General features: G+C 56.6%; 19 protein-coding genes and 2 pseudogenes. 13 read left to right on the top strand and 8 right to left on the bottom strand.

All coding sequences use genetic code 11. The features are described from left to right. Positions 1-2: 2 nt before the first annotated feature. Complete coding sequence (locus tag ACJ9Y9_RS08400; protein ID WP_028019137.1) at positions 3-785, bottom strand: transporter substrate-binding domain-containing protein; 783 nt, start codon at positions 783-785, stop codon at positions 3-5. Between the two features lie 191 nt (positions 786-976). Continuing rightward, complete coding sequence (hpxU, locus tag ACJ9Y9_RS08395; protein ID WP_028019138.1) at positions 977-1816, bottom strand: MurR/RpiR family transcriptional regulator HpxU; 840 nt, start codon at positions 1814-1816, stop codon at positions 977-979. A 142-nt stretch (positions 1817-1958) separates the two neighbouring features. On the opposite strand from hpxU, the gene hpxW reads away from it, so the two are divergent. From hpxW to ACJ9Y9_RS08360, 7 genes are all read left to right on the top strand, one after another. Further along, positions 1959-3542, top strand: coding sequence for an oxamate amidohydrolase (hpxW, locus tag ACJ9Y9_RS08390; RefSeq protein WP_028019139.1), 1584 nt, complete (start codon positions 1959-1961; stop codon positions 3540-3542). Positions 3543-3552: 10 nt separating this feature from the next. Further along, complete coding sequence (gene hpxX, locus ACJ9Y9_RS08385; protein WP_028019140.1) at positions 3553-3741, top strand: oxalurate catabolism protein HpxX; 189 nt, start codon at positions 3553-3555, stop codon at positions 3739-3741. Next, positions 3738-5135 carry an AtzE family amidohydrolase gene (locus ACJ9Y9_RS08380; protein WP_028019141.1) on the top strand — a complete coding sequence of 466 codons (1398 nt, stop codon included), beginning with the start codon at positions 3738-3740 and terminating at the stop codon, positions 5133-5135. The genes hpxX and ACJ9Y9_RS08380 overlap by 4 nt, the downstream gene beginning before the upstream one ends. Then, entirely contained in the window at positions 5132-5518 is a 387-nt protein-coding gene (hpxZ, locus tag ACJ9Y9_RS08375; RefSeq protein WP_028019142.1) for an oxalurate catabolism protein HpxZ, read from the top strand. The genes ACJ9Y9_RS08380 and hpxZ overlap by 4 nt, the downstream gene beginning before the upstream one ends. 530 nt (positions 5519-6048) lie before the next feature. Next, entirely contained in the window at positions 6049-8361 is a 2313-nt protein-coding gene (locus ACJ9Y9_RS08370; protein WP_032666990.1) for an N-acetylmuramidase family protein, read from the top strand. Then, complete coding sequence (locus tag ACJ9Y9_RS08365) at positions 8348-8794, top strand: hypothetical protein (protein WP_028019144.1); 447 nt, start codon at positions 8348-8350, stop codon at positions 8792-8794. The genes ACJ9Y9_RS08370 and ACJ9Y9_RS08365 overlap by 14 nt, the downstream gene beginning before the upstream one ends. Then, positions 8791-9156: a hypothetical protein gene (locus ACJ9Y9_RS08360; protein ID WP_028019145.1), complete on the top strand. Its 366-nt coding sequence runs from the start codon at positions 8791-8793 to the stop codon at positions 9154-9156. Before ACJ9Y9_RS08365 ends, ACJ9Y9_RS08360 begins: the two co-directional genes overlap by 4 nt. 127 nt (positions 9157-9283) lie before the next feature. Here ACJ9Y9_RS08360 and ACJ9Y9_RS08355 read toward each other — a convergent pair whose 3' ends face one another. Next, the gene (locus ACJ9Y9_RS08355) at positions 9284-9616 is read right to left on the bottom strand and encodes a hypothetical protein (protein WP_032666991.1); all 333 of its coding nucleotides are present in this window, start codon (positions 9614-9616) and stop codon (positions 9284-9286) included. A gap of 45 nt (positions 9617-9661) precedes the next feature. Here ACJ9Y9_RS08355 and ACJ9Y9_RS08350 point away from each other — a divergent pair. Next, positions 9662-9751 (top strand): annotated as a pseudogene (locus ACJ9Y9_RS08350) (AtzH-like domain-containing protein); the annotation flags it as partial. Positions 9752-9800: 49 nt separating this feature from the next. Here the strand turns inward: ACJ9Y9_RS08350 and puuE are convergent. The 3 genes and pseudogenes from puuE to ACJ9Y9_RS08335 form a co-directional block, all read right to left on the bottom strand. Next, positions 9801-10700, bottom strand: a complete 900-nt coding sequence (puuE, locus tag ACJ9Y9_RS08345; RefSeq protein ID WP_229255562.1) for an allantoinase PuuE — start codon at positions 10698-10700, stop codon at positions 9801-9803. After that, a pseudogene (hpxA, locus tag ACJ9Y9_RS08340) lies at positions 10618-11489 on the bottom strand (allantoin racemase). The gene puuE and the pseudogene hpxA overlap by 83 nt, the downstream one beginning before the upstream one ends. Further along, positions 11489-12205, bottom strand: coding sequence for a GntR family transcriptional regulator (locus tag ACJ9Y9_RS08335; protein ID WP_028019148.1), 717 nt, complete (start codon positions 12203-12205; stop codon positions 11489-11491). Before ACJ9Y9_RS08335 ends, hpxA begins: the two are co-directional and overlap by 1 nt. A gap of 144 nt (positions 12206-12349) precedes the next feature. Between ACJ9Y9_RS08335 and ACJ9Y9_RS08330 the strand changes: the two genes are divergently transcribed. After that, on the top strand, positions 12350-13846 hold the full coding sequence (locus tag ACJ9Y9_RS08330; RefSeq protein WP_028019149.1) for an NCS1 family nucleobase:cation symporter-1: 1497 nt from the start codon (positions 12350-12352) through the stop codon (positions 13844-13846). Between the two features lie 102 nt (positions 13847-13948). Beyond that, complete coding sequence (guaD, locus tag ACJ9Y9_RS08325; RefSeq protein WP_028019150.1) at positions 13949-15265, top strand: guanine deaminase; 1317 nt, start codon at positions 13949-13951, stop codon at positions 15263-15265. On the opposite strand, the gene uraH is transcribed toward guaD, so the two are convergent. Further along, entirely contained in the window at positions 15245-15568 is a 324-nt protein-coding gene (gene uraH, locus ACJ9Y9_RS08320) for a hydroxyisourate hydrolase (protein ID WP_028019151.1), read from the bottom strand. The two genes, guaD and uraH, sit on opposite strands and share 21 nt — an antisense overlap. Further along, a complete protein-coding gene (uraD, locus tag ACJ9Y9_RS08315) occupies positions 15565-16065 on the bottom strand; it encodes a 2-oxo-4-hydroxy-4-carboxy-5-ureidoimidazoline decarboxylase (RefSeq protein WP_028019152.1) in 501 nt (166 codons plus the stop codon). Before uraD ends, uraH begins: the two co-directional genes overlap by 4 nt. A gap of 169 nt (positions 16066-16234) precedes the next feature. On the opposite strand from uraD, the gene hpxO reads away from it, so the two are divergent. Genes hpxO through ACJ9Y9_RS08300 form a run of 3 tightly spaced genes read left to right on the top strand, consistent with a single transcriptional unit; the run spans position 16235 to position 19388 of the window. Then, positions 16235-17389, top strand: coding sequence for an FAD-dependent urate hydroxylase HpxO (gene hpxO / locus ACJ9Y9_RS08310; protein ID WP_028019153.1), 1155 nt, complete (start codon positions 16235-16237; stop codon positions 17387-17389). Between the two features lie 17 nt (positions 17390-17406). After that, on the top strand, positions 17407-18441 hold the full coding sequence (gene hpxD, locus ACJ9Y9_RS08305) for a molybdenum cofactor-independent xanthine hydroxylase subunit HpxD (protein WP_028019154.1): 1035 nt from the start codon (positions 17407-17409) through the stop codon (positions 18439-18441). A gap of 11 nt (positions 18442-18452) precedes the next feature. Then, a complete protein-coding gene (locus tag ACJ9Y9_RS08300) occupies positions 18453-19388 on the top strand; it encodes a PDR/VanB family oxidoreductase (RefSeq protein WP_028019155.1) in 936 nt (311 codons plus the stop codon). Positions 19389-19392 lie beyond the last annotated feature (4 nt).

Here is a 19392-nt window from a genome sequence, read left to right as displayed (position 1 = left end):
GCTCAGGCGCCAAGGTTTGCCGGCAGCGGAGCTTTCAGCCATTGCTCAGACAGGCCGTTCAGCGTGCCGTCTTTGATGCCTTGCTCAATCAGCGCATCCACTTTTGCTTTCAGCGCCGGTTCATTCTTTTTCAGCCCAATAAAGCACGGTGAGTCCTTCAGCATAAAGCTCGGTACCGGGGCTTTAGCCGCGTTCTGGCGGGAAATGGCCGCTACCACCAGGTTGCCGGTGGCCACATACTGCACCTGCCCGGAAAGGTAGGCAGACAGCGTGGTGTTGTTGTCTTCATAGCGTTTCACGTCAGCGTCTTTCGGTGCCAGGCTGGTCAGCACCATGTCCTCCACCGCCCCGCGCGTCACGCCGATGGTTTTTCCGCTCAGCGCGGCGGCATCTTTCAGCTCTGCCCCTTTCGGGCCAAACACGCCGAGGAAGAACGGTGCGTAGGCGCGGCTAAAATCGATCACCTTCTCGCGCTCCGGGTTTTTACCGAGGCTTGAAATGACCAGATCCACCTTATCGGTTTGCAGGTACGGCACGCGGTTGGCGCTGGTCACGGGTACCAGCTGTAGCTTGAGCTTCATCTGTTTAGCCAGATAACGCGCCATGTCGATGTCATACCCCTGCGGCTGCAGATCGGTCCCCACCGAGCCAAACGGCGGGAAATCCTGCGGAACGGCGATGCGGATGGTGCCGCGTTTCTCAATATCCTGAAGCTGGTCCGCCTTTGCGGGCAGTTGTGTGAAGAGACATACGGCCCCGGTCAGTGCAATCAACAGTTTTTTCATGGTGCTTCCCCGTAACGTTAACATGAAACAAAAGATTCTTTGAATGTGATTTTGCAACTAATGTGCCAGATAAGGCGAAGCGGGAAATATTCTTCTAAAGCCATATAAAACGGAGGCTGGTCGAAAAAACGCGTGTTTTCCCGACCCGCCAGATGCACCATTTAGATGCAAAGCACCAGCCTGATGCCCCATTATCGTTGTTCGAGTTCGTCCAGTTGCTGGTAGAGGGAGGCAATCTCGTGAATGCGCGGACGGCCTTTATCGAGAATCTCATGCAGGAAGGCATTCGCCAGCAGGTTGATCAGGCTGTTGACCGAGGAATAGCTGTCATAGGCCGAAACGCTGTCCAGCGGGGCGCAAAGCTGCCAGCTTGCCAGCGGAAACAGGCTGTGCGCCTGCGGCTCGCACATCAGCAGCACCGGAATTCCGCTTTGCTGAAGCTGCTGCATCAGCGGGCGGACAATACGCGGGCGACGGCGAAAAGCCATCATGATAACCAGGTCGTCAGCGGTTAAATCTACCAGCTCCTCGCTCAGGCTCTGCCCGGGCTGCGGCAGCACCAGCACCTGTCCGCGCGCCTGCAGCAGCTGCTGGCGGAGATGCAAGGCTGCCGGATAGGCGTTACGCATACCCATAATGATAATGCGCCGCGCTTTCACCATGCAGGCCATCGCCTCGGCAAACTGCTGCGCGTCGAGAGTATTGACCCACTGGGTCAGGTTCGCCATCTCCTGTTTATAGTGACGTGCCAGCAGCGTATTACCCTGCACCGCGTCACGGTTATCGGTAAGCGGCATCCCGCTCTGGCGCAGCGTGCGCAGTTCGTCGCGCATGTCCTTATATTTCTCATAGCCCAGACGCTTAAACAGGCGGCTCACGGTGGCTTTCGACACCCCGCTGAGCTGCGCCAGCTCAGCGCTGTTGTAGCTAATCAGGTCGTCAAAGTGATCGAAAATAAAATCCGCCACCCGCTGCTCCTGCGGCGACAGTGACGGGTATTGTGCTTTCAGACGTTCATCCAGTTGTTCCATAGCGCCTCTGTAACTTTTGTTTCATCACATTTTGCCTTTGATTCTACCTTTCATTATACGTGCCAGTTTACTGAAACTTTTCTTTCAGAACTGGAACAGCTTTTGCAGCACCTTGTGACTTTCAAAGTTACGAGGACGCTTCATGCAAAGTAATGTCTCCACGCACGGCATGGCCGTTGCACCCCACCATCTTGCCAGCCAGAGCGCGCTGGCAGTACTGCGCGAAGGCGGCAGTGCGATAGAAGCGATGGTCGCAGCGGCAGCCACCGTTGCCGTGGTTTACCCGCACATGAACGGGCTGGGTGGCGATGGCTTCTGGCTTATCGTGCCGCCGGAAGGCGATCCGATCGCCATTGACGCCAGCGGTGCGGCGGGTTCGCTGGCAACGCTCGCCGCCTACGACGGGCTGGCACATATTCCCCATCGCGGACCTCAGGCGGCGCTGACCGTCGCCGGAACGGTCAGCGGCTGGGACGAGGCGCTTAAGGTCTCGCGCGAGATGACCGGCAAGGCGCTGCCGCTGGCTCGCCTGCTGGCCGACGCCATTGATTACGCGCAGAATGGCACGCCGGTCACTGCCTCTCAGGCCAGCGCCACGGCCAGTAAATACGAGGAACTGAAAGAGATCCCAGGATTCGCGGAAACCTGGCTGGTGGACGGCAAACCGCCGCAGGTCGGGAGCCGTTTTTACCAGCCCGCCATGGCCTCAACGCTCAAACGCCTGGTAGAGGACGGTCTGGACAGCTTTTACCGCGGCCCGCTGGCAGAGTGCCTGGCGCGGGGAATGGCGAAACTGGGTCTGCCCGTTACGCTGGCCGATTTACACGCGCATGCCGCCCGGCGCACCACGCCGCTGCGCTTGCAGCATCATCAGGGGGAGATCTTTAACCACGCTCCGCCGACGCAGGGGCTAGTCTCGCTGGCGATACTCGGCATCACCGATCGCCTGAATATGGCGAAGGCCGACGACGCCGAAACCATTCACCGCATCGTTGAAGCCACCAAGCTGGCCTTTGGCCTGCGCGATGCCCACATCACCGACCCGCGCGAGCTGAAAACCGATATCCAGAGCCTGCTGGAACCCGCTGCCCTTCAGACGCTTGCCGGACAAATTGACGACAGCCGCGCCGCACCGTGGGGCACCGGAAAAGGCCCCGGCGATACGGTGTGGATGGGGGTAATGGATAACAGCGGGCTTGCCGTGTCGTTTATCCAGAGTATTTATCACGAGTTCGGCAGCGGCGTGGTGCTACCCGATACCGGCATCGTCTGGCAGAACCGGGGCGCCTCTTTCAGCCTCGACCCCGAACATCTTCTGGCGCTTGCCCCTGGCAAACAGCCCTTCCATACCCTCAACCCGGCGGCGGCACGGCTGAACGACGGGCGCGTGATGGTCTACGGTTCGATGGGCGGAGACGGGCAACCACAAACCCAGGCCACGCTCTTTACCCGCTACGTCGTTCAGGGCGTTCCGCTGCAGGAGAGCATCTCCCGCCCGCGCTGGCTGTTGGGACGCACCTGGGGACAAACCTCGGACACGTTAAAACTGGAAGGTCGCTTCACTGCTGAGACGGTTTCTCAGCTCCGGACGCTGGGTCATGAGGTGGAAATATTCCCTGACTTCAGTGAAGCCATGGGCCACGCGGGCGCGATTGTCCGCCACCCGAACGGCCTGTTCGAAGGGGCATTTGACCCGCGCAGCAACGGCGCGGCTGCCGGATTCTGAGGAGAAAACAATGACAACACAACAACCCGACTGGCACGCGTATCTGGCGCAAATGGAAACCGTGCTCGGCGTGACGCTGGACGCCCCCCGTCGCGCCGAGCTGCAATTACAGTTCAGCCGCATTGCCGCCATGGCCGCCCCGCTGATGGCGCTGCCGCTCGACGACCGTCTGGAGATTGCAGGAGTGTATAAAGCATGACGCTACACGAAATGAGTATCAGCGCGATCCAGCAGGCCCTGAGCGCGGGCGAGCTGAGCGCGAGCGAGATTGCCCGCCAGACGCTGGAGGCGATTGCCCGCGTTAACCCGCAGATCAACGCCTGGACCGCCGTAACGGAAGAACGCATGCTCGCCGAGGCCGAAAATATCGACACCCTGCGCCGGGAAAAACGCCCGCTACCGCCGCTGGCAGGCGTGCCCTACGCGGTGAAAAACCTGTTTGACGTTGCCGGACACACCACGCTTGCAGGGGCGGAACTGTTCAGCCAGCGCCCTGCCGCTGCCGCAGACAGCTTTGCGGTTCGTCAGTTGCGCAGTGCCGGCGGGTTGCTGACCGGGATGGTTAATATGGATGCCTACGCCTACGGCTTTACCACTGAAAATAGCCACTACGGCGCGACGCATAACCCGCACGATATGGCGCGCATTGCGGGGGGATCGTCCGGCGGATCTGCCGCCGCCGTTGCCGCCGGGCTGGTGCACTTTTCGCTCGGAACCGACACCAATGGCTCCATTCGCGTTCCGGCTTCCCTGTGCGGGATATATGGCCTGAAGCCCACTTTTGGCCGCTTATCGCGCTCCGGTAGCCATCCTTTTGTGGCAAGTCTGGACCATATCGGCCCGTTTGCCCGCCGCGTGAGCGATCTGGCGTCGGTATACGACGCGCTGCAAGGGCGGGATACCAGCGACGGTTTTCAGGCAGAAAGCTCGCGCGAACAGACGCGTCCCTTGCTCGATCGCGGGCTTGATGGTCTGCGCTGCGCCGTGCTTGGCGGCTATTTCACCACCTGGTGCGACGCGGACGCCCGCGACGCCGTAGCGCGGGTGGCAAAAGCGCTCGACGTGCAGGATGAACTGCATTTCCCGGATGCCGAACTGGCACGTTCCGCAGCGTTTATCATCAGCGCCTCCGAAGGAGGAAATCAGTACCTGCCCGCGCTTCGCGGCGAGCCTGAACGATTCGAACCACACTCTCGTGAGCGGCTGCTGGCCGGGGCGATGATCCCCTCCGCCTGGTACATTCAGGCCCAGCGTTTTCGCGCGCACGCCCGGCAGGCGTTCAAAACCCTATTCGCCCAGGCTGATATCCTTATCGCCCCGGCAACGCCACGCAGCGCCACGCTGATTGGCGAGCAATTCATGGAAATCAACGGTCAGCAGCTACCCGTTCGCGCCAGCATGGGGATGCTGACGCAGCCGATTTCGTTTCTGGGTTTGCCCGTCACCACCGTTCCGCTACGCACCGCCGTAGGTGCGCCGATTGGCCTGCAGTTGATTGCCGCGCCGTTTAACGAGCAGGCCTGCCTGCGCGTGGCGCGGGTTCTGGAAGAGAGAGGAATAACCGATGCCCGTCCGGCGGAGCGTGCAGCATGATGAATCACGATGACATTAACCTCCCGTGGGTGGTTACAGAGGTGACGGCCGCGTTTTACCGCTATGAAGACGCGCTGGTGAGCAACAACATTGCGGTGCTGGACGAGCTGTTCTGGCATGACAAAAATACGGTGCGGCTGGGTGCGGGTGAAAACCTGTACGGCATTGAGGAAATCCGCGCCTTTCGCGCGGCACGTCCGTCCGCCGGGTTGCAGCGGACGTTGCGTCACACGGTGATCACCACCTTCGGTGAAGATTACGCCGTGTGCAGCACCGAGTTTACCCGCGAAGGCACAGAACGCATTGGACGCCAGCAGCAGACGTGGGTGCGGTTTGCCTGTGGGTGGCGGATCGTGGCGGCACAGGTGAGTTTGATGGCGTAATGAAAAGATGCTTACAGTTACATCCATAGGCCACCGCTGAGATATTTACTCACGGTTGTTTATAGGGTTGCATAAGTCCCTCTGCTTTATGGAAAAAATGATCGTGGTCATTTTACAAACGAAAGACATGCATCCGGGTGAATAGTCATTCATGACCTCAGAATTCACCAGACGCGTTTTTCGTTTTTTTTTTATTGCGGCTCAGAGCGGAAAATCGCTCTGAGCGCTTTTTAGCAGTGCACGTAATGGTACGGAAAAATACAAAACGGATATTGTCGTTATTCTTCAGACCTGGAAGAGAGCATCGGTGATGTGTTGATGCCACCAGGCATGGAAGGCGGCATCATTCGCCCGTCGTCAATCCGCCGATACCAGGGTGAGATACCATAAAACACAGTTCCCCGCGCTTCGCGCCCCCTGCTAAACCGTCTTTTCCGTCATATATAGCAATACAGTTGCGTTAATTTCTGCTTCCCTTTTTTTAACTCCCTCCGATGATTAAGGTTTTGAGGAATTTCACTTAAGGAAGGATGATGAACATACGTTATCCGGTACGGAAAGCCGACGGACGGGACTATAAGAACTATGACGAACTGCTGACCGACATCCGCAAAAACGCCCACGGGTGGTGGTTACTTGGCGTAAATCGCTACTGGCACGGGGGGATCCACATCGGGACGTCATCGTCTCCGGCCTCGGTGCTAGATCCGGATATTCCGGAAAAATCGGTGCCGCTCCAGTTCATGATGGACGGCGAGGTGGTGGCATGGCGGGTTAACCGCGATTACACTGCTATCGAGTGTAATCAGGAACGCCCCCTGCGCCAGTCCGGCACCTTTGTGCTGGTTAAATCAGTTTACAAGCCAGACGAACAGGATGAAGCTACCTGGCTGACGCTGTACCAGCTTTACATGCACATCGCGCCATTGTCAGAATTTCCGAAACGCCCGCTTTACCGGGTCACGCCGAAAGGTCACGGCGTGCGGATGCGTAAACATTCCCGCCATGATGACAGCCGTGAAATCGCGCCGGACGTGCTGGCAAATAAACACGGCCACGCCAGAACACTCGTGCAGAGCGACACGCTTGCCATACTGCAACAGAAATCATTTTTACTGGAACAACGACCGGAGCCGTTCGCCCTGGTGCAGCGTCTTCAGGACGGTAAGCCCGCCGGAGAACTTTTCTGGGTCTCAATGCGCCCGGAATTTCTGGAGCCTGACGGCGAATGTTATGTGTGCCTGCCTGACTGGATGCACAGCGCACTGAATCACGGCGTGTTTGATGATGTGGTAGTGCCACCTGCGCCGCTGAAAGTGGCGGTAAAAGCAGGGGATGCAGTCGGATTCCTCGGCGCTCAGGATCTGGCTGACGAAGATAACTATCCGCAGGTTATCACCACGGAATATAAAGCCCATATCGAGTTGCTGAGCCTGGATGAGCATGTGCCGGATATTGTGGCAAACGTGAAAGGGATTAAAGCGGGCAAACAGTTCATTAAGTTGAAGCTGAAACGCCCGCTGTACCTTAGATGCGGGGAGGACGAGGAAAGTACCTTTGAGCAAATAAGTGCCATTACCCGAGCCGATGCCGGAAAAATTATTCCGCGTGATGCCACGTACCCGTTTACGGATAAAAACGGCGTAACATACTTTCAGATCCGCCCGCATACGTGGATGCACCAGGACGACGTGGAGCAGCTCAGTCAGCATGATTTAGCTGGACTCAACTTTCACTGTATTGAAGCTGAACATACTACCGATTTTACGCGCACGCTGGATGAACACTGGCTGATTGACGCTCTGAAAAGCATCCGCGCACACTTTGATGGAGAAAAGGGACCGGATAGCTCACAGGCCGGAATGTTTTATGACAGCCTTATCCGTAATACTGAAAACAGAAGACCGCACAGCCCATATCCCGATAAATCTCAGGATGCGCAGCTGTTTGGCGCACTGCATACGAACCAGATGAATATCCCGGAATATGCTCGACGCCTGATAGTAAAACACGACAGCGACTGGCACAGTACCCGCGATGATACACGCTGGTCATCGGTATTTAAGGCCAGGGATGAAAGCCCAGTTGTTAAGATGGCCAACGGGGGATTCCTGGATGCATCGCGCTGGATGGATAAGGTGCCGCCGTTCGCCAGTCAGCGGTCAGTATGGCATTTTCATCCGCTTGAGTTTCTAGAAATATTACGAAGTGCAGAGTTTCCCAAGACTCCTGTGAATGGGGAGCTAACTCCTATAGAGTTTATTAATTTCTATAATGGAGACAAAATTGACGATACTGATTATGAAGAGGCTGCAAAGGAATTGGGATGCGAAGTCGCAGCAATTAAAGCTGTAGCAAAAACAGAAACCGGCTCCTATGGAGCCTATTTTAAATTTGAAGATAACGATGATTATGTTCCTGCGATATTATTTGAAAGGCATCACTTTCATAAATATACGAATGAAAAGTATGACCAGTTCGACGATATATCAAATCCTGCTGCGGGTGGGTATGGTGCAACATCAATACAGTATGCAAAACTAGTCAAAGCGTATACTCTAGACAAGAAAGCAGCTTTAAAATCAGCCTCTTGGGGTAAGTTTCAGATTTTGGCGTCGAACTATGCCACAGCAGGCTACGCTAGCCCTGAGGATTTCGTTTTTGCATTAAGTAAGTCTGAGAAAAATCAGTTGAAAGCATTCGTTAGTTTCATTAAAGCTGATAGGGTTTTATTGTGTTCCATTCGGACTAAAGATTGGCTTTCGTTTGCACAAAGATATAACGGACCAAGGCAGAAGGGATATAATTTAAAAATGGAGAGAAATTACAATGCATCATTATAAGTTCTTTGCGTTAGTTGCGATTTTTTTGTGTGGTTCATCGTTTGCAAGTGATGAATATTTTGTGTGCAATACTGCAAAAGGAACAATCAAACTAGATGAAAACAAAGGTGTACTTCGGTACACCTTATCGAAAGACCACAAAACTGAATTTAACTATGAGTCGAAAGGTAATGATTATTCAGGATTTAAATACAATCATTACTCACGATTTCAAACTGATTATTTCAACGTGTCGTTTGTAAATGCAGAGTATAAATACACGATATTTAGTAATTATGAGGATGAGAGTGAAAGTCGTGGGGTTAGTGTTACAAATCTGAATAGCAAGAAGGAATCTGTTTACGATTGCAACTCCGTTGTCATTGATCGTCTTAGTGATTTGTCGGCAAAACTGGCTTGTGATAAAGATTCCGCTTTGGGGTGTGAAGGATGAAAAATCTAAAATATAGCATTGTTTTGCTCTTGTCGTTCATTGCATATTCAGGAGTCAGTACTGCTGCATTTTCTGAGGAGGAAAATAGCCAACTTGCGAGCATTAATCAAAAAAGTTCAGGGGAAATAAAAGCAGCATTAGATAATTTAAACAAATCTGTTGATGCACAAATCAATAATAATCAAGATCATAAATCATTGATTCTTGAGCTTAAAAAATCATGGGGAGAGATGATTGATAAAAAATGCCAATTGGAAACGATTGATTCGAAAGGAACTGATGCTGAAACAGCCGAAGTGAGCAATTGCCTTGTAAGAAGCTACCAGGAGGAAATGAAGTATTTCGATGCGATGCTCCCGTAACATCAGCTCCAGGCACGCATCCTTTTTTTGGTGCGCATAATGTAGCACGCGTTATGTTGAACAGGCCGCTGCGAGAATCGAGCACCGCAGCAGCCTATTTACACATAACGTCATTATGCGAACCAAATCACCAGTAATAACTGTTACATCTGTGGAAATAGTAAATGATTCCATACCCGATCTCATTTACTGCCAAGAAGACAATCAACTGCCAGAACGCGCTACCGTACCAGCTAATATCCATCTGAATAGGGAAGTCATCTCGAATGCCTGCGTTATAATCCAGCACCGGAAAAAGGCTGCACCAGAACAGGCTGACCATAAACGGTGCTGTGAATTTGATTACGTTAAAATCAGAGTGGTAGCTCCAGAAAAGAACGCTAGTGGCTGCCAGTCCCCAGACCACTATTTTGAGGCCGGCTTCAGTTGCAACGTCCCATGGAACGTCAAACGTCCTCATGATCTAGACCGCAAAACCGATTGTAAGCACACCCGTTTTAGTTCCACACAGCGACCTGGTCGCCAGCAGCAGACGTGGGTGCGGTTTGCGTGTGGGTGGCGGATCGTGGCGGCACAGGTGAGTGTGATGTCGTAAGATAGCTGGCCGGGTAAGGCGTAACCGCCACCCGGCTAAACACGACACATTACTTCTGAAACGGATGCACTTCCCGCCAGTGGTCGGCAATCTGCTGACGGGTACAGACCCACACCCGCTCATGCTGCTGCACATAATCAAGAAAGCGCTGCAACGCGCGAAAACGCCCCGGACGCCCCAGCAGGCGGCAGTGCATGCCGATGGACATCATCTTCGGCGCGCTTTCCCCCTCTTCATACAGCACATCAAAGCTGTCCTTCAGATACGTATAAAACTGCTCGGCGGTGTTAAACCCCTGCGCGGTCGCGAAGCGCATGTCGTTCGCATCCAGCGTGTATGGCACAATCAGGTGTGGTTTACGGGTACCGTCGCCACACGCCACTTCCGTCCAGAAGGGTAAATCATCGCCATAGTAGTCGCTGTCGTAGTCAAAACCACCGTGCTCCACCACCAGCTGACGCGTGTTAGGGCTGTCGCGTCCGGTGTACCAGCCGGTCGGCGGCTTGCCAAACAGATCGGTCAGTACATGCACCGCTTTCTGCAGATGTTCACGCTCCTGGCTGATGTCCATATTCTGATAATGGATCCAGCGCCAGCCGTGACTGACCACGTCGTAATCCGCCGCTTTGATCGCCTCAACGATCTCCGGGTGACGCGCCAGCGCCATCGCCACGCCAAAGACCGTCAGCGGCAGACCGCGCTTTTGAAATTCATTGTGGATCCGCCAGAACCCGGCGCGGCTGCCGTATTCGTAGAGGGAGTCCATGGACATATGTTTATCGGGGTAGCTGGCTGCACCGATGATATCCGACAGGAATTGCTCTGAACCGGCATCGCCGTGCAGAACGTGGTTTTCCGCCCCTTCTTCATAATTGAGCACAAACTGCACGGCGATGCGCGCCTGATTCGGCCACTGCGCGTGCGGCGGAGTACCTGCGTAGCCACGCAGATCCCGCGGGTAATCCTGTTCAAAAAGCCCCATTGCCACCCCCCAAAATTAAAATGGATTTAATGCCTGAAACTGTCCGCTTAACGCTTTTTTCTCCGGGAACGCCAGGTCTCCATGCTTGCTGGTCGATAACCCCAGCGCTACCAGCGACTCCACCATTTTTACCGCCGCGCTGACGCCGTCGATGACCGGCACACGCAGCTCGCGCGTCAGCTCCTGCGCCAGCGTCGCCATACCTCCGCAGCCCAGCACAATGGCCCCGCAGCCATCTTCTTTCAGTGCCTGTATACAACGCGCGCGCACTTTTTCCTGCGCCAGACCGCTGCCGTCTTCCAGCGCCAGCACCGGGAGATCGATGGCGTGCAGGGCTGCACAATGATCCTGGAAGCCATACTGGTGCAGCAGGTGACGGGCGATGATCAGCGTGCGCGGCAGCGTGGTGACAATAGAAAAGCGTGTCGCCACCAGCGTGGCCATATGCATGGCGGCTTCGGCAATGCCGACCACCGGCCCCTGCGCCAGCTCGCGCGCCGCCAGCAGGCCCGGATCGCCAAAGCAGGCAATCACGTGACCCGATACGCCCTGCTCTCTGCCTTTTTTGATCTGCTCAAGGACACCAACGGCGGCAATGGCCTCATCAAAATGGCCTTCTATCGACGGCACGCCTGCAGTCGGACAGACCGCGAGGATCTCCGTACCCGGCGAAGCCACCGCCCGGGCCGCCGCGCCGATGGTTTCCGTCATCGCGAGGCTGGTATTGGGGTTGATCACTTGTATACAGACAGACATTACGACTCCTTGTGGCCGGCAAACAGCCGGGCAAAATCAGGCAGGCACTCGCCCGCCCGCTCGAAGCAGAGGCTGGCGACGATATGTTCAAAATGGTGCATCAGGGCATCGCTTAGCGGCTGGAGCGCTTTCTGGCGCAGCAGCTCCACAAGCTGTTCGTGATCGTTACAGCGGCAACCCTGACGCCACGGCGCGCCCCAGGTGGCAATCACCAGCGACGAGCGCTGGCTCAGGCTGGTCACCATCTCCGTCAGCACCTGGTTGCCGGAGATGGCCTGTAGCTGAATGTGAAAATTGGCGGAATGGCGGATTGCCGCCGGGCCGTCGTACGCCTCGTGCGCCTGCTGCTCCTGACGAATAATGGCTTCCAGTGCCGCCAGATGTGGCGGCTGGCAGTGGGCCAGCACGTCCGGCAGGTTGGCGACCTCCAGCAGAGCACGTGTGCGAAAGATATGTTGCGCCTCTTCTACTGTCGGGCTGGAGACATGTGCACCACGTTTGGGCGTTAACGTGACCATTTGCACAGCCGCGAGTCGTTGCAGCACCTTGCGGATGCCCGTGCGGCTCACGCCGAAGACCTCGGCCAGCGCTTCTTCCGGCAACTTACTCCCCGGCAGCAGCTGATGTTCGACAATCGCAGTCATCAACGCCTGAAAGATGGATTCGTCTTTGTCTTGCAGGTCTGGCGCGGCGTGCAGACTGTTTACGTTGTTCATTACCCACTCCACTTTTTACTTTCCGATATCGAATCGTATACATAAAAATAAAATATTGCATACAAGATTTATTATTTTGGCCTGGATCCTGCAACACCCGTTGCACTCCCACTTAACGGGTTTTCATTCACAGGAGCAGGTTTCATGCCAAACAGACAAAATACGCAGCAAGGTACGGCCGCTGATTCCGGTGCGGTTTACAGCCCACGGCTTTGCAATGAGGATCTGGCACCGACGCGTGACCAGAACTGGAGCTGGTACAACATCTTTTCTTTCTGGATGTCGGACGTTCACAGCATGGGGGGCTATGTTGTCGCCGCGAGCTTCTTTACGCTCGGCCTGGCAAGCTGGCAGGTGTTGCTCTGCCTGCTGGTGGGGATTTGCATCGTGCAGCTGTGTGCCAACCTGGTGGCCAAACCGAGCCAGATGGCGGGTGTGCCCTATGCGGTGATCAGCCGTCAGGCGTTTGGCGTCTTCGGGGCGAACATTCCGGCGGTGATCCGCGGGCTTATCGCCTTCGCGTGGTACGGCATTCAGACCTATCTGGCCGCCAACGCCCTGATGCTGGTGGCGCTGAAGTTCTGGCCATCGCTCTCTTCGCTCACCGCCGACTCTTTCCTCGGGTTGTCGCACCTGGGTTGGATCTGCTTTGCCATTATGTGGGTATTGCAGGCGATGGTCTTCTGGCACGGCATGAGCGCCATCAAGCGCTTTATTGATATCGCCGGTCCGGCGGTGTACGTGGTGATGCTGGCGTTGGCGGGCTGGATTGTATACAAGACCGGGTTCGACGGGATCTCCTTTACCCTTGCCAGCAAATCCCTGAGCGCGGGCGAGCAGACCTGGCAGATGATCACGGCGACCGCGCTGGTGGTCTCTTACTTCTCCGGCCCGCTGCTCAACTTTGGTGATTTCTCGCGTTACGGCAAAAGCATGGGTGAAATTCGCCGTGGAAACCGCTGGGGACTGCCGTTTAACTTCCTGCTGTTCTCCATCGTTACCGTGGTGATTGTCTCCGGCACCCAGTCGCTGTTTGGCCGCATGATCACCGACCCAATTGAAACCGTCAGCCGCGTGGGCAACGATCTGGCCGTGGCAATTGGTCTGCTGACGATGATCACCGCCACCATCGGGATCAACATCGTGGCGAACTTTGTCTCCCCGGCGTTTGATTTCTCTAACTGCTCGCCGCAGAAAATCAGCTTCCGCACCGGAGGGATGATTGCCGCCGTTGGTTCGATTCTGCTCACTCCGTGGAACCTGTTCAACTCTCCGGAGCTTATCCACTACACCCTGGACGTGCTCGGGGCGTTTATCGGCCCACTGTTCGGTATTCTGATTGCGGACTTCTACCTGATTAAGCGCGGGAAAGTCTCTGTGGACGATCTGTTTGACGACACGCCAAAAGGCAAATACTGGTATCGCAACGGCTTTAACCCGAAAGCCATCGCTGCGCTGCTTCCGTCCGTTGGCATAGGGCTGGTGATAAGCTTCATCCCGGCCCTGCACGAAGTGGCGAACTTTAGCTGGTTTATCGGCGTCTTCCTCGGTGGCGTGACCTACCGCTGGCTCGCGCGGGAAGAGCGCGAAGTGGCTGCTGCCCCGCAATTTAACTCCCGCGTGGCGACGCAAAAAGAGTAACCCTTCCTTCTGGCCGCAGGTTTCCTGCGGCCTTCCTCAAGCTGGCACCCTTTTTGCTCATTCTCATGACTCCGCTACGCAAACATAAAGGCAGGAACCATGATGGAATACCAGACAGCGATCCGCGGTGCATTTTTTGATATTGCCCAGGTCTGCGACAGTGCAGACGCTATCGCCCAACACGCACGCTATCTTGAGGACGGACTGCTGTTCATACAGAACGGTAAAATTCAGGCGCAAATGGCGTGGCAGGATGGCGAGCAGTATCTTGATCCTCGCAAAGGCTACACCGACCTGCGCGGCAAACTGCTGATGCCCGGTTTTGTCGATACCCACGTCCATTATCCGCAAACGGAGATGATCGGTGCGTTTGGCGAGCAGCTACTGGAGTGGCTGACCACCTATACGTTCCCGGTGGAGAGCCAGTTTTCCGATGAGGTGTATGCGAAAGAGATTGCCGAATTTTTCATTAACCAGCTGGTGAGCCATGGCACCACTACCGCGCTGGTGTTTTGTACGCTGCATCCCGAATCGGTCGAGGCGCTGTTTACCGAAGCCCTGCGCCTCAACATGCGCCTTATCGCCGGCAAGGTGATGATGGACAGGAACACCCCGGACTATCTCAGCGAAGACGCGAAACAGAGCTACCGGCAGACGCGGGAGCTGATCCAGCGCTGGCACCACCGGGGACGGTTGGGGTATGCCATTACCCCGCGTTTTGCACCGACGTCTTCACCCGAGCTGCTCGCGGCGGTGAGTTTACTCAGAGAAGAGTTTCCGGATACGTGGATGCAGACCCATCTGAGCGAAAACCCGAATGAAGTAGCCTGGGTGAGCGATCTCTGGCCAGAGCACGAACGTTATCTGGACGTGTATCACCACTACGGCCTGACCGGCGAGCGCAGCGTGTTTGCCCACGGGATCCATCTGCATGAGAGCGAATGGCGCTGCCTGCATGATACCGGCTCCGCTGTCGCATTTTGCCCCACCTCCAATCTGTTTCTCGGTAGCGGGCTGTTTCGCCTGCCCGCCTGTTGGCAGCACAAGGTGCGGATGGGCATCGGCACTGACGTCGGCGCAGGCACCACCTTCAGCATGCTGCGCACCTTGGGGGAAGCCTACAAAGTCGGTCAATTGCAGAGCTACCGCCTGCGCGCCAGCGAAGCGTTTTATCACGCCACGCTGGGTGGCGCGCACGCGCTCAGGCTGGACGACAAAATTGGCAACTTCACACCGGGTAAAGAAGCCGATTTCATCGTGATCGACCCTGACGTGACGCCGTTACAACGCCTGCGCAATCGTCGCTGCAAAGATATCTACGAGCAGCTTTTCGTGCTGATGACTCTGGGCGACGAGCGCAATATCAGCGAGACCTGGGTCAACGGCGAGCGGGTCTGGTCAACTGCCCCGGTAGGTTGACCACCCACCAGGCGCAATCACAAACGGCAGATGGAAGTGCTCCTCTGCCGTTCCTCCCGTCACAAAATCAATTTGCGCGCAGGGATAGAGGGTGTCGCGGCCAGTTTCGCGAAACCATTCACCGATCTCCGCCACCAGCCGATAGCGGCCTGCGGGCAGAAAGGGAACGAACGTGGTAATGCGCCCCTGCGCGTTGGTCACGTCCGTAGCCAGCGTTTTTCCTTCCTGTTGCAGATAAACCGTCACCCCCTGTGCCGGTTTTCCCGTCGAAATATCCAGAATATGCGTACTTAAGGTGCTCATTCGTTTATGACTCCTTCCAGCCGTAGTAGCGTGATTTCCCGCAGCTGTTCCAGCGCGACACGGACTTCCTGCGCATCGCTGTTCTCCAGCCGCGCGTGCAGCGCCTGTAAAATGTCCTCTCCGCTGCGGCCTTTGGCGCGGATCAGAAATACGCGTCCGAAACGGGCTTCATAACGGGCATTACCTTCGCGCAATGCCTGCGCCAGGGCTGCGTCGCGGTCATTCACCGCCCCCTGCTCCTGACGGGATAGCGCCGCTTCGGCCTGTGAACCGGTTAGTTTTTCCCCGATGCGCGGATGCGCGCTCAGGGCTTGCGCTAACGCCGCATCATCCCAGGTTTGCGCCTGTGCCGTGGCCGCGTTGAATAATGCCTCCCGGCTCGGGTAAGGCCGACCGCGAACCAGCGCCTCGGCCCAGGCAGGAATGGCTACGCAGGGGCGTAGCAGCGCAAGTGCATCTTTGTCAGGAAGATGATTGAAGTCGTGCAGTGCGATCATAGTGGCTCCTTTATCACAATCCTTCTGGCTGTTGCACAAATCGCGCCACTTTTACCGCGCCAGCGCACCTTAGCAGTGCAACGTCACCTCTCACAATGCCCTTTTCGCCGCTCTGCAGCCTGGTACGCAAATTGCTCACTCTCATTACACCCTGCAAAAGGAGAGAAGCATGAGAGCAATCGTCATTGGCGCGGGTATTGGCGGCCTGAGCGCCGCCGTCGCGCTGAAGAAAGCGGGCATCGACTGTACCGTGTTTGAAGCCGTAAAAGAGATCAGGCCCGTCGGGGCGGCCATCTCCATCTGGCCTAATGGGGTGAAATGTATGCAGCACCTCGGCATGGGCGACATCATCGAGACTTACGGCGGTCCGATGCGTTTTATGGCCTACAAGGATTACCGACGCGGCGAGACCCTGACCCGCTTTAGCCTTGCCCCGCTGGTTGAGCGTACCGGAGGGCGTCCCTGCCCCGTCTCGCGTACGGAACTTCAACGCGAAATGCTGGACTTCTGGGGGCGCGACAAGGTTCAGTTTGGCAAGCGCGTCGAACATGTCAGTGAAGATGACGCTGGCGTCACGGTGACCTTCACCGATGGCACTACCGCAACCGGGGATTTCCTGATTGCCGCCGACGGCAGCCACTCGGCGGTTCGTCCGTACGTGCTGGGATATACGCCCGAGCGCCGCTATGCGGGCTACGTTAACTGGAACGGGCTGGTGAAGATTGATGAAGAGATAGCTCCCGCTCACCAGTGGACAACCTTCGTGGGCGAAGGCAAACGCGTGTCGCTGATGCCCGTCTCCGGCGGTCGTTTCTACTTCTTTTTTGATGTTCCGCTTCCCCTCGGGCTGGCAGAAGATCGCACGACGGTGCGGGCCGATCTCACCGGTTACTTCCGCGGCTGGGCGCCGCCGGTGCAGAAGCTCATCGCGGCGCTGGATCCTGAAACGACCAACCGCATCGAAATTCACGATATCGAACCGTTCGACAGCCTGGTACGCGGCAAGGTGGCGCTGCTCGGCGATGCCGGGCACAGCACCACGCCGGATATCGGCCAGGGCGGTTGCGCCGCCATGGAGGATGCGGTGGTGCTCGGGGACTGTCTGCGTGAAAACCATAACATCATGCTGGCACTGAGACAGTACGAAGCGCTGCGCTGCGACCGGGTTCGTGACCTGGTGCTAAAAGCCCGCAAACGCTGCGACGTCACCCACGGGAAAGATATGGCGCTGACGCAGGCCTGGTATCAGGAGCTCAAAGAGGAGACCGGAGAGCGCATCATCAAGGGTCTGTGCGACACCATTCAGGGCGGACCATTAGGCTGAACACAAGAGGGATAACGATGAAAAGAGAACCGACTCCACCCGCCCATTGTACCTTTGAGCCAGAGGACTGGCTGCGCCTGGCGAAATGCTGGCATCCGGTCGCCCGAGCCTACGACGTCGGCCCGGCACCGGTCAAAGCGACCCTGCTCGATGAACAGCTGGTGATTTACCGGATCCACGATCGGGTCGTGGTCGCCCGTGACGTTTGTCCTCACCGTGGCGTACCGCTGACGCTCGGCTTTCACGACGAGCACGGGATCATCTGCCCTTACCACGGTTTACGCTTTGGGGAAGACGGGCGCTGTAACCGCATTCCGTCAAGCCCGGACCAACCCGTTCCGGCGAAGCTGAACCTGATTAACTACGCCGTGGAGGAGCGCTTTGGGTTGATCTGGACCTGCCTGGCGTTTGACCCGGACAATCCTGCGCCGCTGCCCACCATGCCGCACTGGGATGACGACGGATTTCAGCAGATCAACTGCCCGGCATTTGAGGTGAACGGTTTCGCCGGTCGCCAGGTGGAGGGCTTTCTGGACGTGGCGCACTTTGCGTGGATCCACACCGATACCTTTGCCGATCCCAATAATCAGCTTGTACCCACCTATCAGCCGCAGGAGACGCCGTTCGGCTTCGTGGCGGATTACTGGAGTTCTGTGAGTAACTATCCCGCCAGCTCGGACGTGCAGGCGCCGGAAGGGTTTCAGTGGCTACGCCATTTTGAAATGCATCTGCCGTTTACCGCCACCCTGACGATTCATTTTCCGGGAGAATCGAGGCTGGTGATCATGAATGCCGCGTCGCCCGTGTCATCACGCGTCACCCGCATGTTCGCCCCTATCGCGCGTAATTTTGACCTGCATATTCCGGTGGAAGATGTGCATGCCTTCAATCTGCGCATTTTTGAAGAGGATCGTCTGATGGTCGAAACCCAGCGCCCGGAAAGCCTGCCGCTGGACCTGACCCTTGAAGCCCATATTCCGGCGGATAAAAGCTCGATTGCCTACCGCCGGGGACTGAAAAAAATGGGTTTTGGCGAGTTTTTCCTGGTCTGATGGAGGCCGATATGTTGAGCGTGATTGTTGACGGGATATGGCGTGAAGGGGATAAAAGCCTCGCCGTCCGGCTGATCGCTGAAAACGGTGAAGCGCTGCCGGAATGGCAGCCGGGGGCGCACATAGACGTGCACCTGCCCTGCGGGGTGGTGCGCCAGTATTCCCTGACCGGGTCATGTCAGGACGAGAGCTATCTTATCTGCGTAGGCCGGGAAACCGCTTCGCGCGGCGGGTCGCGCTATGTGCACGATACGCTGCGTCCCGGACAGAAATTATTGGTCTCTGCCCCACGCAACCTGTTTCCGCTTCTTCCGGCAGAACGGGTTTTGCTGCTGGCGGCGGGCATTGGCATTACGCCGCTGTATGCGATGGCCCTGCAGCTGAAGGCGGCCGGAACACCGTTTACGCTGCACTATTACGTCAGAAACCGCGAAAGCGCGGCGTTTGCGCGCGAACTCTCGCCGTTTGCTGAGTGCATCATTCATACCGCCAGCCCGCGCACAGCGCTGGCAGAGCATCTCCCGGCGGCTGAGGCGGGACTTCACGCATGGATCTGCGGTCCGGCAGGATTCATGGAAAAAGTGCGGGAGGTCGCGACGGCGAAGGGTTGGGAGGACGCCCAACTTCACAGCGAGGCGTTCCAGCCTGTTGCCCCTCTCTCCTGCGGTGAAACGGGTGAGATTTTTACGGTCAAACTGGCCTCCACCGGCGAGCGCTGGCCGGTGCCAGCGGATAAAACTATCGCCCAGGTGTTACAGGCAAACGGCGTGGACGTGCCGCTGTCCTGCGAAATGGGGATCTGCGGCGCCTGCCTGACGCCGGTGATTGACGGCGTGGTGGATCACCGGGATAGCGTGCAGTCGGAAGCGGAAAAAAGCGCGGTAAATCAGCATGTGGCGCTATGCTGTTCGCGGAGTCATTCCGGGGAGCTGGTGATCGGGCTGTAAAACG

Origin of the sequence: Enterobacter sp. CPE_E1241, from assembly GCF_045618265.1 — a bacterium.
Taxonomy (GTDB): domain Bacteria; phylum Pseudomonadota; class Gammaproteobacteria; order Enterobacterales; family Enterobacteriaceae; genus Enterobacter; species Enterobacter adelaidei.
The sequence above is the reverse complement of the archived record's forward strand: the minus strand, read 5'-3'. Positions and strand labels throughout refer to the sequence as shown.

Excerpts from the sequence above, each read along its gene's own strand:
- hpxD (WP_028019154.1), top strand. The coding sequence starts at position 17,407 with ATGAAAAGAGAACCGACTCCACCCGCCCATTGTACCTTTGAGCCAGAG.
- ACJ9Y9_RS08365 (WP_028019144.1), top strand. The coding sequence starts at position 8,348 with ATGCATCATTATAAGTTCTTTGCGTTAGTTGCGATTTTTTTGTGTGGT.
- guaD (WP_028019150.1), top strand. The coding sequence starts at position 13,949 with ATGGAATACCAGACAGCGATCCGCGGTGCATTTTTTGATATTGCCCAG.
- ACJ9Y9_RS08370 (WP_032666990.1), top strand. The coding sequence starts at position 6,049 with ATGATGAACATACGTTATCCGGTACGGAAAGCCGACGGACGGGACTAT.
- uraH (WP_028019151.1), bottom strand. The coding sequence starts at position 15,568 with ATGAGCACCTTAAGTACGCATATTCTGGATATTTCGACGGGAAAACCG.
- ACJ9Y9_RS08355 (WP_032666991.1), bottom strand. The coding sequence starts at position 9,616 with ATGAGGACGTTTGACGTTCCATGGGACGTTGCAACTGAAGCCGGCCTC.
- hpxO (WP_028019153.1), top strand. The coding sequence starts at position 16,235 with ATGAGAGCAATCGTCATTGGCGCGGGTATTGGCGGCCTGAGCGCCGCC.
- hpxW (WP_028019139.1), top strand. The coding sequence starts at position 1,959 with ATGCAAAGTAATGTCTCCACGCACGGCATGGCCGTTGCACCCCACCAT.
- hpxX (WP_028019140.1), top strand. The coding sequence starts at position 3,553 with ATGACAACACAACAACCCGACTGGCACGCGTATCTGGCGCAAATGGAA.
- uraD (WP_028019152.1), bottom strand. The coding sequence starts at position 16,065 with ATGATCGCACTGCACGACTTCAATCATCTTCCTGACAAAGATGCACTT.
- ACJ9Y9_RS08300 (WP_028019155.1), top strand. The coding sequence starts at position 18,453 with ATGTTGAGCGTGATTGTTGACGGGATATGGCGTGAAGGGGATAAAAGC.
- ACJ9Y9_RS08380 (WP_028019141.1), top strand. The coding sequence starts at position 3,738 with ATGACGCTACACGAAATGAGTATCAGCGCGATCCAGCAGGCCCTGAGC.
- ACJ9Y9_RS08335 (WP_028019148.1), bottom strand. The coding sequence starts at position 12,205 with ATGAACAACGTAAACAGTCTGCACGCCGCGCCAGACCTGCAAGACAAA.
- hpxU (WP_028019138.1), bottom strand. The coding sequence starts at position 1,816 with ATGGAACAACTGGATGAACGTCTGAAAGCACAATACCCGTCACTGTCG.
- ACJ9Y9_RS08400 (WP_028019137.1), bottom strand. The coding sequence starts at position 785 with ATGAAAAAACTGTTGATTGCACTGACCGGGGCCGTATGTCTCTTCACA.
- ACJ9Y9_RS08330 (WP_028019149.1), top strand. The coding sequence starts at position 12,350 with ATGCCAAACAGACAAAATACGCAGCAAGGTACGGCCGCTGATTCCGGT.
- hpxZ (WP_028019142.1), top strand. The coding sequence starts at position 5,132 with ATGATGAATCACGATGACATTAACCTCCCGTGGGTGGTTACAGAGGTG.
- ACJ9Y9_RS08360 (WP_028019145.1), top strand. The coding sequence starts at position 8,791 with ATGAAAAATCTAAAATATAGCATTGTTTTGCTCTTGTCGTTCATTGCA.